The organism is Cognatishimia activa (assembly GCF_026016445.1).
Lineage (GTDB): Bacteria > Pseudomonadota > Alphaproteobacteria > Rhodobacterales > Rhodobacteraceae > Cognatishimia > Cognatishimia activa_B.
Genome location: NZ_CP096147.1, coordinates 750,376 through 762,234 on the forward strand (window position 1 = coordinate 750,376; position 11,859 = coordinate 762,234).

Below are 11,859 nucleotides of genomic sequence, written 5' to 3' on the forward strand. Positions count from 1 at the left end.
CTGCGTCAAAGACGGTCATTGCCGCGCAGCCCTTAGCACACTAAAACGTCCAAGGAATCCGAGCGCGAGAGGTGACTCTCGCGCCAATCATGCACTTCAACAGGAGGCGAGGCATGGCAGACGCAGCCATTCAGGGCCACGAACACGAGGACGACCGTAGCTTCTTTACGCGCTGGTTCATGTCCACGAACCACAAAGACATCGGTATCCTTTACCTCATCGTATCCGCAGTCGTCGGCTTGATCGCCGTTGCACTGACTGTCGGTATGCGTCTGGAGCTTATGGAGCCAGGCGTTCAGTACATGTGTCAGGAAGGCAGCCGCTTCCTGAGCCTCGGTGCGACCACCGAAGGCTGTACGCCAAACGGTCACCTTTGGAACGTTTTCATCACCTACCACGGTGTTCTGATGATGTTCTTCGTTGTTATCCCAGCGCTTTTCGGTGGCTTTGGTAACTACTTTATGCCGCTGCAAATCGGCGCGCCTGATATGGCCTTCCCACGTATGAACAACCTGAGCTTCTGGCTCTATGTTGCGGGTACATCTCTGGGTGTGGCGTCCATGTTCTCTCCAGGTGGCAACGGTCAGCTGGGTTCTGGTGTAGGCTGGGTTCTCTACCCACCGCTTTCCACCTCTGAAGCAGGCCTGTCCATGGACCTCGCGATCTTCGCGGTTCACGTGTCCGGTGCCTCTTCGATCCTTGGTGCGATCAACATGATCACAACTTTCCTGAACATGCGTGCCCCAGGCATGACCCTGTTCAAGGTTCCTCTGTTCTCTTGGTCCATCTTCGTGACCGCATGGCTGATCCTTCTGGCGCTTCCAGTTCTGGCTGGCGCGATCACTATGCTGCTGACCGACCGTAACTTCGGCACCACCTTCTTTGATCCAGCAGGCGGCGGCGACCCGATCCTGTATCAGCACATCCTGTGGTTCTTCGGACACCCAGAAGTGTACATCGTGATCCTGCCAGGCTTCGGAATCATCTCTCACGTGATCGCAACATTCGCGCGTAAGCCAGTCTTCGGCTACCTGCCAATGGTCTGGGCGATCATCGCGATTGGTGCACTGGGCTTCGTTGTTTGGGCACACCACATGTACACAGCTGGTATGTCGCTGACTCAGCAGTCCTACTTCATGATGGCAACCATGGTGATCGCGGTTCCAACCGGGGTGAAGATCTTCTCTTGGATCGCGACCATGTGGGGCGGCTCAATCGAGTTCAAGGCACCGATGCTCTTCGCATTCGGCTTCCTGTTCCTCTTCACCGCAGGCGGCGTGACAGGCATTGTTCTGTCCCAAGCAGGCGTGGACCGTGCATACCACGACACTTACTACGTGGTGGCGCACTTCCACTACGTGATGTCCTTGGGTGCGGTATTCGCGATCTTCGCGGGCATCTATTTCTACTTCGGTAAAATGTCTGGTCGCCACTACCCAGAATTCTGGGCGAAGGTTCACTTCTGGATGTTCTTCATCGGCGCAAACCTGACCTTCTTCCCACAGCACTTCTTGGGTCGTCAGGGTATGCCACGTCGTTACATCGACTACCCAGAAGCGTTCGCATACTGGAACAAGATCAGCTCCTACGGTGCGTTCATCTCCTTCGCGTCCTTCCTGCTGTTCTTCGGCATCATGTTCTACGCAGCCTTCAAAGGCCGCCGCGTGACCGAAAACAACTACTGGAACGAATACGCGGATACTCTGGAATGGACACTTCCTTGCCCACCACCAGAGCACACCTTCGAAATCCTGCCTAAGCAGGAGGACTGGGACAAGGGCCACGCGCACTAATCCCTCTCTTGGAAATCGCAGCGAGGCCCCGGATCTTCCGGGGCCTTTCTTTTTTTGGAGATGAGATGTGACAAATATTCACGAAATCAAAGCAAAGACCCAGGCGGTCTATGACCGAAAAGCAAAGGCCTGGGATCACGGACGGAAGATTTCTTCTGGAGAAGAGGCTTGGATTTCTGAACTCTTGCGCGGAGTGCCTTCTGAGAGCGCTGTTCTCGACCTGGGTTGCGGCACAGGCAAGCCATTGGCGCAATATGCGATGGATGCAGGGCTAAAACTGACTGGCTTAGATAGCAGCCCGGAGATGATCCGACTGGCGCAAGCGAACTTCCCGCAGGCCAAGTGGGTTGTCCAGGACATGTGTCAGTGGGATGAGCCTGACACCTATGACATCATTCACAGCTGGGATGGTTTCTTTCACCTTTCGCCCGAAGAGCAACGTCGGCTGTTGCCGAAGCTTGCTGAGGGGCTAAGGGCAGGCGGCAAACTGCTTCTGACGATTGGAGATGGGGAAGAGGAGGTCATAGGTCAGGTCCACGGTGATCCCGTCTACCACGCATCGCTTTCGCACTCAGAGTACACTAAACTTCTGGAAGCAGCTGGCATCGGAAGCGCTACCATCTCTGATTATGACCACTTCGATGCCAATCGCATCGTTCTTTTCGCAACGAAAGCAGCCTAGCTCAATATGCCCTATCATTGGACAGACACGCCTGAAGGGCCATTGGTATTGGAGCTTTCAGCGCACAACTCTCTGACGCCCAGGGGTTTCGTATGGATGATCGGGATAACCTCTGCTCTTTTGGTTCTGCCGCTTTTCTCTGTTCTGGGAACAGTGATCCTGTGGTGGATGCTACCGTTCCTTGCGGCGGCTGTGGCGATGCTTTGGTTCGCCTTGAAACGCAGCTACGCCGACCGCAGGGTCTATGAGACCCTAGAGCGAAAAGGTGACGATGTAACACTCACCCACTTTCCGGCACGTGGGCAACCGGTCAGTTGGTCGTGCAATATCTTTTGGGTCCGTGTGGATATTCACAAGACCGGTGGGCCTGTGGATCACTACCTGACTCTCACTGGAAGCGGACGGACCGTAGAGATTGGAAAGTTTCTATCGGAAGATGAGAGAAAGGCATTGTTTGGTGAATTGTCGAATTACCTTAGTGAACAGCGCTAAACCTTAGGTGGCGTCCTCTCTCGTGGTCTATAATTGAAATTTTGCGAGGCAATTTTTCGGAAAGCATTTAAAAATATACAATTTTTCTAGTCTCAATTGAGACCAATATTTCCAGTTTTTGACCACTTTATGCGATTTTCTGCATATTATTGATTTATATCAATTGACATAATTTCTATTTATGGTTGAGCTTGTCTCAAAATGATAACTAATTGAGGTAACGAATGCAGCAATTGGAAGGGCTGCAGGGATCAGGGCAGATTCCCATGCACGGCCAATTTCGATGGTCAAAATCCCATATTTTTGGGGCCATTATACTTTGTGGACTGGCTTATCCGGAAAACGGGAAAGCAAAAGATATTAATACTCTAGCAGCCAATGCGAATTGTGATCGTGTCACGATAAAGCAGGCCGCACGTGAGCCCGATGCAGCAGACAGTGAGAAAGTTGATTGGCTTGCAATCAACCGCATGCAGCGCGAGTACACCGGTCAAGAGTTGCTTCCCGAACATTTCCCAGACGAACCACAACATGACACAGTTACGGGCTGTGCAATCAAGAACGACGAACACGCAGCCGGAGTGGGGGATAGCGACTTAGAAGACGTTCAAGTTGCTGAAATGGAATTTGTGGGTTGGGCGAAAAACGCCGCGGTCGCGCAAGAAGCTCAGGAGGAGGTTGAGCACGACGGCGTCGTAAGATTACAGAGCAAAATGGATGAGCCAGAAACAGACATCATCAGATACTTAACAACTGAAGCTTCCCTAATCGTTCGATGCACTTCCATTCTCCTGCTAACCGCGATTGCAGTCGCAGTCGCTTTTGGTCTGCGGTTCGTTTTCAAAATTATCATCGGGCTTATGCAACGACGCAGAGTTTGTCATATTCCGTGTTCTCTTGTCACAACAAACCAACATGTGATTGAGGGGCACATGACAGTCATTGGGCTTCGAAGCTTCCGATTTGTTCCCGTGAATCAAGATGAGATGACATTCTTCAAGAAGACGCTCGATGAGCCTGAAATGTTCTATTTCAGTGTTCATGTCGGGGACTTGGAGTTTGAAGTATTTGTGGATGGCATTCGGGGGTATTATTCACCAGTCGCCTTCGATGATAAATTGACCCCGAAAATACAAAAGCAAATCCTAGAGTATTCGACAATTGCGCCGAAGATCGGTCAGTTAATTGTGGTGCCTTACAACGTCAAAAAGCACAAAGCACATATTAAAAACCGTGCCAACAACACGGTTTATATAGACGAGCGCAAGGTTAAGGGTGCGGATAAAAACTTAGGCCATTCCTCCATCCGTAAGGCCCTTCGCAATGCGCGCATAGGCTTCAGCCATAGCACCTGACCCAGCTGCAATTGGCGTGCCTGCATCACCAGCGAGACGTGTCTCAAGATCGATTGGCAGAGCTCCCAGAAGCGGTACGCCCAGCTTTTCAGCCTCGGCAGCCACGCCACCGTGACCGAAGATATGCTCTTCGTGGCCACAGTTGGAGCATACGTGGAAAGACATGTTTTCGATCATGCCAAGGACGGGTGTTTTTAGAGCACCGAACATATCAAGGGCTTTGCGGGCATCCAGCAGAGCCACGTCTTGTGGCGTGGAGACCAGGATCGCACCTGTGAGTTCCGTCTTCTGACACAGGGTCAGTTGAACGTCTCCAGTTCCTGGTGGGAGGTCGACAAGCAATACATCCAACTCGCCCCACTGTACCTGACCTAGCATCTGCTGCAGCGCACCCATCAGCATCGGACCGCGCCAGACCACAGCTTTGTCAGGGTCAAGCATAAAGCCAATAGACATCAAGGTTACGCCATGGGATTGCAGTGGGATAATGGTTTTGCCGTCTGGAGAAGAAGGGCGTTTTTGAATGCCCATCATGCGAGGCTGTGAGGGGCCATAGATATCAGCGTCCAATAGTCCGACTTTGCGACCCTGCTTTGCCAGTGCAACCGCCAGGTTGCTGGACACCGTTGATTTCCCTACGCCACCTTTGCCAGAGCCAATCGCGATGATGCGTTTCACACCTGCAATTTTCATCGGGCCATCTTGTGGTTTTGGGTGACCACCTACTTTCAGGCTTGGAGGCGCCTTTTGTTCTGCAGGTCCGTGCGCGGTCAGTGCGACTTGAACAGAGGAAACACCGGGAACCTGACCAACAACCTGTTCCGCAGCCTGACGCAGACCTTCCATACGACGTGCAAGTTCAGGGGAGGGGGCCTCGATCACAAATTTGACCTTGCCATCTTCAACCGATAGCGCGCGGATCATATCGTTGCTGACAAGATTTCCGCCATCTGGCAGCCCAAGGCTTTCAAGCGCGGATTTAATCTGTTGTTCGGTCACGGCCATGGCATGTCTCCTTTGTGCGCACTCTGCCTGCTGAGCGGCTGGGCGCAACCCATATCATTAATAAGTTGCATTGAGACTGCGCAATTTGACGCGAGCGAAATCCAATAATTGACCAAATGGTTGCTATTCATTTTCTGCATAGCAGCAATGCAAGCCTGGCCGTTGTGCGGATGCAGCAATTTCCTATATCCTCCTCGTAAGACACAAGATGACTAGAAAGCTGAGACAATGGCACACGCTGTACAAATGAACGCAATCCAATCACGCAGAGCGCTGGCTGGTGAGACTGTATTTGCTGCGCTGATGACTCGCTTCGAGCTGTATCGCGCTTACCGCCGGACAGTCAAAGAACTGAGCGAACTTTCAAACCGTGAGCTCGCAGATTTGGGACTGTCACGTTCCGGTATCCGTGGAACTGCAATCGAAGCGGTTTACGGCGCATAAGATTAGAATTCGAGAAGCCTCTCCTCCTCCCTGGCTTCTCGTGATAGCGGCGACTTCCTCCTCCTCCCTGAAGTCGCCGCAGAAATACCGGGCCCATAGGCCCAGACATACAGAGCCTCTCTCCTCCCTTGAGGCTTTGTTACAAGACCGGCGGTGCTCCTCCTCCTCCCTGAGCACCGCCGGACCTGAAATTCGGGTCTAGCGACCCACCGAAATGCGGAAGGCCTTTCCTCCTCCCTGGCCGGACGCTAACTAGAACGGCGGTGCCCCTCCTCCTCCCTGGCGCCGCCGTTTCTGTTTTCTGGGCTGGTGAAAAGGGGAGGCTGCCACTGAAATTTGCGATTTTCGGCAGGCGGGTGCCCTTATTGCGCCGCGTTCGCATGAGAAAATTTTAACCAAATTGGTGAAACATTCGTCACGCGAAGTTGCATTCTGAAATGATGAACCGTGATCGAAGACGAATTATGTTAGACTGGTAACATGCAAGGTCTGTGAGGAAAGGATGAAACTGCCACGTTGGGCATTGAAGCTACACACGCTGTTCCGCCGAAAGGTGTCGGGACTGCAAGGCGATTCATCATCCAAACGCGAGTCTCAGACCCACGTCGTCATCTTGGATGGCACCATGTCTTCCCTGGCTGCTGGCATGGAAACCAATGCTGGTCAAACCTACCAACTCCTGCAACGCGCTGTCCCACCAGTCTCGCTTTACTACGAGGCAGGTGTTCAATTTAAGAAGTGGCGTCACGCGCCAGATGTGATGATGGGGCGAGGGATCAACCGCCAGATCCGGCGTGCCTATGGTTTCCTTGCTTCCCGCTATCGCCCCGGTGATAAGATCTTTCTGTTTGGCTATTCCCGTGGAGCCTTTGCCGTGCGCTCTTTAGCGGGGGTAATTGACCGAGTTGGATTGCTTGAGGCGAAACATGCCACCGAACGCAACGTGCAAATGGCCTATCGCCATTATGAATGTGCGCCGGACAGTATTGCGGCACAGGATTTTGCTAAGAACTTCTGCCATGAGAACACCGAGATCGAAATGATTGGTGTTTGGGATACGGTCAAAGCTTTGGGGCTGCGCCTGCCACTTCTATGGCGTCTGACCGAAGAAAAACACGCATTTCACAACCATCAGCTCGGCAAATCCGTGCGCCATGGCTTCCATGCTTTGGGGCTCGACGAGAACCGTTTGGTTTATGAACCTGTGCTTTGGGAAACGGGGGATGAATTCAACGGTCGTGTTGAGCAGATGTGGTTCCGTGGCTCCCACGCTGACGTTGGAGGCCAACTACAGGGCCATGAGGAAAGCCGTCCGCTGGCGAATATTCCATTGGTCTGGATGCTGCAGAAATCAGAAAACCTTGGGTTGCCTCTTCCGCAGGGCTGGCAAGCTCAATTCAGTCAGGATGTAAATGCACCGTCCGTCGGCACTTGGATGGGCTGGGGAAAGCTCTTTTTGCTCAGAAAGAAACGCAGATTTGTCGCTGCCCCGAGCCACGCTATGCATGAAACCATCTCGCAGAAAGCCGATCAAACGCAGGGATATCGCAAGGTTTTTCGGAAATTCTTTAAGCCTGCATAATAATGCAAGTCGTTGATCCCGTTGCATAAAGCCGTTCGGTTTCCAGATCGCGAATCTCTCCATTTGAAATCCCAGTGCTTCGCCCCGCGTGTTGAATGATCCCGGTGGCGGCGACCCTTCGACCTATGGGGATTGGACGGATGATGTTCACTTTGAATTCAAGAGTTGTGTAGTAGCTGCCCTGAGGCACCATGGTCATCACGGCGCAGGCCATGCAGCTGTCCAGAATGGTTCCATACCATCCTCCATGGACCGTCCGCATGGGGTTCATTGCCGAGGATTGTGGCGCGCCTTCAAAAACAACTTTGCCCTTTTCGACGCGAGTAAGATCGAAATTCAAAGTGTTCGCGATCGGAGGCCCCTTTAGATCACCGTTTAAGATCGATTGCATGAATTCCAATCCTGACATCGATAACAGCTGCTGCTGCGTTGGCAGTGCGTTGACGATGCTTTCGGAGTTCGGATTGGTCATGAAAAAAGCCTCCTGTGGCATCAGGAGGCTCTTGTTTAGGGTAAGTTGCAATTACAACGTGGCGTCACAGCCGCATGTCGACTTAAGCAACCTTTTCCAGTTTTGATGCAGGCGTGACACCCAGTGCGTGGCACACATCGCGTGTCAGCTCTGGACGGTTGAGCGTGTAGAAGTGGAAATGATCCACACCTTCTGTACGCAATGCATCGCAAAGCTCTGTACAGAGAGCTGTAGCAAGCAACTCTTCACGATCATCACGTTCCGCCTTTTCGAAGGCGTCCTGAAGCCAGGCTGGGAACGACGCGCCGCAGCGTTGTGCGAAGTTGCGGATGCCTTTCCAGTTTTCAATCGGTTGAATGCCCGGAACGATCGGCGCATCAATGCCGGCTTTCGCGCAGGCGTCACGGAAACGCAGGAAGACTTCTGGCTCAAAGAAGAACTGTGTCAACGCCTCTGAAGCGCCTGCATCAATCTTAGCCTTCAGCCAGTTAATATTGGCAGCTTGATCTGCAGCATCCGGGTGGGATTCAGGATATGCGCCAACGCGGATATTGAACTTCCCTGTGTCTGAAAGTGCTTCGATCAGCTCAATGGAGTTTGCAAAACCCTCAGGGTGCGCTTCAAAGCGGCCGCTGCCTTTTGGAGGGTCACCGCGCAGGGCAACCAAATCTGTGACACCCGCTGCGGCGAAGTCATCTGCGATCTTAAGGGTTTCTTCTTTGCTGGCATTCACGCAGGTCAAATGCGCTGCAACGTTCAGTCCACTCGATTTGTGCAGAGTGGCTACTGCGTCGCGTGTCAGCTCGCGGGTTGTGCCACCCGCTCCATAGGTCACGGACACAAAACGAGGGCACATCGGCGCCAGCACCTGCACAGTATCCCAGAGGCGGAATGAGGCCTCAAGGTTCTTTGGCGGGAAGAACTCAAAAGAGATTTTCGGTGCGGTCATTTTTCTCGTCCGTTTTTTAAGATTGGCCCCTTGTGACACGGTAAGCGTTGTGAGAAAACTTCATAATACTCAATAACAATATGAGTTTTACATGAAGATGCACATTGAGTTCCGCCACCTGCGGACGGTTAAAGCAATCCACGAATGTGGTGGTTTGGCGCGAGCGGCGGATCAATTGAACATCACGCAATCCGCTTTGTCACATCAAATCAAAGGCTTGGAGGATCAAGCTGGCGTCGAGCTTTTTGTGCGCCGTTCTAAGCCAATGAAATTATCAGCAGCAGGCATGCGTCTTCTGCGACTCGCGGAACGTATTTTGCCTGAGGTTGCAGCGCTGGAAGATGAATTTTCCGGGCTTCGGTCAGGAAATTCCGGGCGTCTTCACATCGCAATTGAATGCCACGCCTGCTTTGAATGGTTGTTCCCGGTGCTTGAGCAGTTCCGCAAAAAGTGGCCTGACGTGGATGTTGATATTCGCCCTGGGCTTGCTTTTGACGCGATGCCAGCGCTTCAGAAGGAAGAAGTGGACCTTGTGGTGTCCTCTGATCCAGAGGAAATGCCGGGTGTCGAATTCACGCATCTTTTTGACTACAAGCCTGTTTTTGTGGCGTCCAGTAGCCATCCTCTGTCGCAGAAAGACTGGGTAGACGCCGAAGATTTTCGGGGTCAAACGCTGATCACTTACCCTGTGGAACGCTCTCGGTTGGATATCTTCAGCCAATTGCTTACCCCGGCCAAAGTCGAGCCCGAACGTGTGCGACAAGCTGAACTGACCGCCGTGATCCTGCTCCTTGTGGCGTCTAATCGCGGCGTTGCAGTTTTGCCGGATTGGGTGGTACGTGAAGTGAAGTACAACTCTGACTACGTCACACGACCATTGACCCAAGAGGGGATCACACGGGGGCTTTTTGCAGCCACGCGTTCTGATGATTTAGAGAAACCATATATGCAGGATTTGATCCGACTTGCCGGAACTGAAGCCAAGCGGTTGCAAAGCGTCTGATCAGCTCAATATCCAAGCAAAAAACAGCAATCGGACGCCCTTATGCTCTTGGCAAAAGGGGCGTCTGGGTGTATCCGCGCACTCTGACGTCAAAGGAGCCGGATGATGCAGGGCAGCGCCAATCTGAACATTATGATGAAAGCCGCGCGTAAAGCGGGGCGGTCTCTGGTGAAAGACTTCCGCGAGGTGGAAAACCTGCAGGTGTCTTCTAAAGGCGCAGGCGACTTCGTAAGTAAAGCGGACATCGCAGCTGAAGCCATCCTGAAAGAAGAGCTGATGGGCGCACGTCCAACTTACGGCTGGCTGGCCGAAGAAGGCGGCGAGGAAGAGGGCAAAGACCCGACACGTCGCTGGATTGTTGATCCGCTCGATGGCACAACAAACTTCCTGCACGGTCTGCCGCATTGGGCGATTTCCATCGCGCTTGAGCACAAGGGTGAGATCGTATCCGGCGTGATCTATGACCCTGCGAAAGACGAAATGTTCTACGCGGAAAAAGGCGAGGGCGCTTGGTTGAATGATAGCCAGCGTTTGCGCGTTTCAGGCCGGAATCGCATGATTGAATCGATCTTTGCAACTGGCGTGCCATTTGGCGGTCGTCGTGACCTGCCTGAAACTCTGCAAGACCTCGCGCGCATCATGCCAAGCTGCGCAGGTGTGCGCCGTTTCGGATCTGCGGCACTGGACCTCGCTTATGTGGCAGCGGGCCGCTACGAGGGCTACTGGGAGCGTAATCTGAACGCTTGGGACGTGGCCGCTGGCATCATCATCGTGAAAGAAGCGGGCGGTTTTGTCCGCGGTATGGATGACGAAGATAACGTGCTGGAAACTGGCTCTTTGCTGGCTGCAAACGAGCCGATTTGGGATCAGTTCGCAAAGGTGATACGCGGTGCCTAAGGCGTTGTGAGTCATATTGAAATCGGGCGCTTTGGGCGCCCTTTTTTATGCGCGGTCGCTTGGGTGGTTCACGCCATCGACCCAAGCAATATCTCCGAGATCGCGAGGATTAATACCCTCTAAGCAAGCGACGTTAATGCCATATTGGGTCGGGTCACTGCGGCGTTGATGATGCGTGTAAATTCCGCAGGTCTTGCAAAAGTAATGTTTCGCCGTGCCCGTGCCCCATTGGTAAAGGCTCAGATTGTCTTCGCCTTTTAAAATTGTGACGCCACCATCAACAGCTGCACTGACCGCAATCGCGCCGCGGCGGCGACAATAGGAGCAGTCACAGCGTCGTGCTGTGTCCAGGCCTTCTGAGAGTGTCACATCCATTTCTACAGCGCCACAATGGCAACTCAGCCGGTAACTCATTTGCGTCTTCTTACTTTGGGAATATTTGATCGGGTGAATGAATAGGTGGCGTCAGGATGGCGTGGGTGCCCCGCTGTGGAACGCCAAAACGCTGGACCGCCAAGCCGAAGCCAGAGCGGGATCGTCAGGATCACACCAATGATAAAACCACCAGCGTGGGCCCAGTAGGCCACTCCCCCTGCAGAGGTGTCGACTGCCACGCTGTTAAAGAGCTGCAGGCCAAACCAGAGACCCAGCATGACCCAGGCGGGGACAGTGAAGACTTTGAAAAAGACGATTAATATCAGGAGAATATCCACTCGCGCCTTCGGGAAGAGCAAGAGGTAGCCGCCCATAACTACGGCGACCGCACCAGAGGCACCGATTGTTGGGATTTGGCTGAAAGGTTCTGAAATCACCTGTGCGAGGCCCGCACCAACGCCGCCGACAATGTAAAAGATGAGAAAACCGATATGGCCCATTTCATCTTCCATATTGTCCCCGAAGATCCATAGGAAGAGCATGTTACCGAGCAGGTGCATGATCCCACCGTGCAGGAACATAGAAGTAATGAGCCCTTGCAGGTCTTGTCCGGCAGAAACCCGATCCGGGAACAGAGCATAATCGCTATAAAACGCGCCCAATAGCCGAGGCTGATCCGCTAAGGGCCAGCTGTAGATGAACACCAAAATGTTGATGGCAACTAAGGCGTAAGTGATGAAGGGCGTGCTGTCAGACGGGTTATGATCTCGGATCGGAAACATGGCCACACGCTGGCCGGGATTGCCCGGG

General features: G+C 53.0%; 13 protein-coding genes. 8 read left to right on the top strand and 5 right to left on the bottom strand.

Going from position 1 to position 11,859, the window contains the following annotated elements:
• The first annotated feature begins 113 nt into the window (after positions 1 to 113).
• From ctaD to M0D42_RS03640, 4 genes are all read left to right on the top strand, one after another.
• Entirely contained in the window at positions 114 to 1,793 is a 1,680-nt protein-coding gene (gene ctaD / locus M0D42_RS03625) for a cytochrome c oxidase subunit I (RefSeq protein WP_265020245.1), read from the top strand.
• Positions 1,794 to 1,860: 67 nt separating this feature from the next.
• On the top strand, positions 1,861 to 2,475 hold the full coding sequence (locus M0D42_RS03630; protein WP_265020246.1) for a class I SAM-dependent DNA methyltransferase: 615 nt from the start codon (positions 1,861 to 1,863) through the stop codon (positions 2,473 to 2,475).
• A gap of 6 nt (positions 2,476 to 2,481) precedes the next feature.
• Complete coding sequence (locus M0D42_RS03635; RefSeq protein WP_265020247.1) at positions 2,482 to 2,967, top strand: DUF2244 domain-containing protein; 486 nt, start codon at positions 2,482 to 2,484, stop codon at positions 2,965 to 2,967.
• A gap of 224 nt (positions 2,968 to 3,191) precedes the next feature.
• Positions 3,192 to 4,322: a hypothetical protein gene (locus M0D42_RS03640; RefSeq protein ID WP_265020248.1), complete on the top strand. Its 1,131-nt coding sequence runs from the start codon at positions 3,192 to 3,194 to the stop codon at positions 4,320 to 4,322.
• On the opposite strand, the gene M0D42_RS03645 is transcribed toward M0D42_RS03640, so the two are convergent.
• Entirely contained in the window at positions 4,257 to 5,327 is a 1,071-nt protein-coding gene (locus M0D42_RS03645; protein ID WP_265020249.1) for an Mrp/NBP35 family ATP-binding protein, read from the bottom strand. The two genes, M0D42_RS03640 and M0D42_RS03645, sit on opposite strands and share 66 nt — an antisense overlap.
• 228 nt (positions 5,328 to 5,555) lie before the next feature.
• Between M0D42_RS03645 and M0D42_RS03650 the strand changes: the two genes are divergently transcribed.
• Together M0D42_RS03650 and M0D42_RS03655 are read left to right on the top strand one after the other, a co-directional pair.
• Positions 5,556 to 5,771 carry a DUF1127 domain-containing protein gene (locus M0D42_RS03650; RefSeq protein WP_265020250.1) on the top strand — a complete coding sequence of 72 codons (216 nt, stop codon included), beginning with the start codon at positions 5,556 to 5,558 and terminating at the stop codon, positions 5,769 to 5,771.
• A 502-nt stretch (positions 5,772 to 6,273) separates the two neighbouring features.
• Entirely contained in the window at positions 6,274 to 7,353 is a 1,080-nt protein-coding gene (locus M0D42_RS03655; RefSeq protein ID WP_265020251.1) for a DUF2235 domain-containing protein, read from the top strand.
• On the opposite strand, the gene M0D42_RS03660 is transcribed toward M0D42_RS03655, so the two are convergent.
• On the bottom strand, positions 7,340 to 7,825 hold the full coding sequence (locus tag M0D42_RS03660; protein WP_265020252.1) for a PaaI family thioesterase: 486 nt from the start codon (positions 7,823 to 7,825) through the stop codon (positions 7,340 to 7,342). The genes M0D42_RS03655 and M0D42_RS03660 overlap by 14 nt on opposite strands.
• Before the next feature lie 82 nt (positions 7,826 to 7,907).
• Positions 7,908 to 8,774, bottom strand: a complete 867-nt coding sequence (metF, locus tag M0D42_RS03665; protein WP_265020253.1) for a methylenetetrahydrofolate reductase [NAD(P)H] — start codon at positions 8,772 to 8,774, stop codon at positions 7,908 to 7,910.
• A gap of 97 nt (positions 8,775 to 8,871) precedes the next feature.
• Between metF and M0D42_RS03670 the strand changes: the two genes are divergently transcribed.
• Entirely contained in the window at positions 8,872 to 9,777 is a 906-nt protein-coding gene (locus M0D42_RS03670; protein WP_265021090.1) for a LysR family transcriptional regulator, read from the top strand.
• A gap of 105 nt (positions 9,778 to 9,882) precedes the next feature.
• Positions 9,883 to 10,674 carry an inositol monophosphatase family protein gene (locus M0D42_RS03675; protein ID WP_265020254.1) on the top strand — a complete coding sequence of 264 codons (792 nt, stop codon included), beginning with the start codon at positions 9,883 to 9,885 and terminating at the stop codon, positions 10,672 to 10,674.
• Between the two features lie 45 nt (positions 10,675 to 10,719).
• Here M0D42_RS03675 and M0D42_RS03680 read toward each other — a convergent pair whose 3' ends face one another.
• Together M0D42_RS03680 and M0D42_RS03685 are read right to left on the bottom strand one after the other, a co-directional pair.
• Positions 10,720 to 11,088, bottom strand: a complete 369-nt coding sequence (locus M0D42_RS03680; protein WP_265020255.1) for a GFA family protein — start codon at positions 11,086 to 11,088, stop codon at positions 10,720 to 10,722.
• Positions 11,085 to 11,831: a rhomboid family intramembrane serine protease gene (locus M0D42_RS03685; RefSeq protein WP_265020256.1), complete on the bottom strand. Its 747-nt coding sequence runs from the start codon at positions 11,829 to 11,831 to the stop codon at positions 11,085 to 11,087. The genes M0D42_RS03680 and M0D42_RS03685 overlap by 4 nt, the downstream gene beginning before the upstream one ends.
• Between the last annotated feature and the right edge of the window lie 28 nt (positions 11,832 to 11,859).

Coding starts and splice junctions, on each gene's coding strand:
- ctaD (WP_265020245.1), top strand. CDS start 114: ATGGCAGACGCAGCCATTCAGGGCCACGAACACGAGGACGACCGTAGC.
- M0D42_RS03635 (WP_265020247.1), top strand. CDS start 2,482: ATGCCCTATCATTGGACAGACACGCCTGAAGGGCCATTGGTATTGGAG.
- M0D42_RS03640 (WP_265020248.1), top strand. CDS start 3,192: ATGCAGCAATTGGAAGGGCTGCAGGGATCAGGGCAGATTCCCATGCAC.
- M0D42_RS03645 (WP_265020249.1), bottom strand. CDS start 5,327: ATGGCCGTGACCGAACAACAGATTAAATCCGCGCTTGAAAGCCTTGGG.
- M0D42_RS03650 (WP_265020250.1), top strand. CDS start 5,556: ATGGCACACGCTGTACAAATGAACGCAATCCAATCACGCAGAGCGCTG.
- M0D42_RS03655 (WP_265020251.1), top strand. CDS start 6,274: ATGAAACTGCCACGTTGGGCATTGAAGCTACACACGCTGTTCCGCCGA.
- M0D42_RS03660 (WP_265020252.1), bottom strand. CDS start 7,825: ATGACCAATCCGAACTCCGAAAGCATCGTCAACGCACTGCCAACGCAG.
- metF (WP_265020253.1), bottom strand. CDS start 8,774: ATGACCGCACCGAAAATCTCTTTTGAGTTCTTCCCGCCAAAGAACCTT.
- M0D42_RS03670 (WP_265021090.1), top strand. CDS start 8,872: ATGCACATTGAGTTCCGCCACCTGCGGACGGTTAAAGCAATCCACGAA.
- M0D42_RS03675 (WP_265020254.1), top strand. CDS start 9,883: ATGCAGGGCAGCGCCAATCTGAACATTATGATGAAAGCCGCGCGTAAA.
- M0D42_RS03680 (WP_265020255.1), bottom strand. CDS start 11,088: ATGAGTTACCGGCTGAGTTGCCATTGTGGCGCTGTAGAAATGGATGTG.
- M0D42_RS03685 (WP_265020256.1), bottom strand. CDS start 11,831: ATGTTTCCGATCCGAGATCATAACCCGTCTGACAGCACGCCCTTCATC.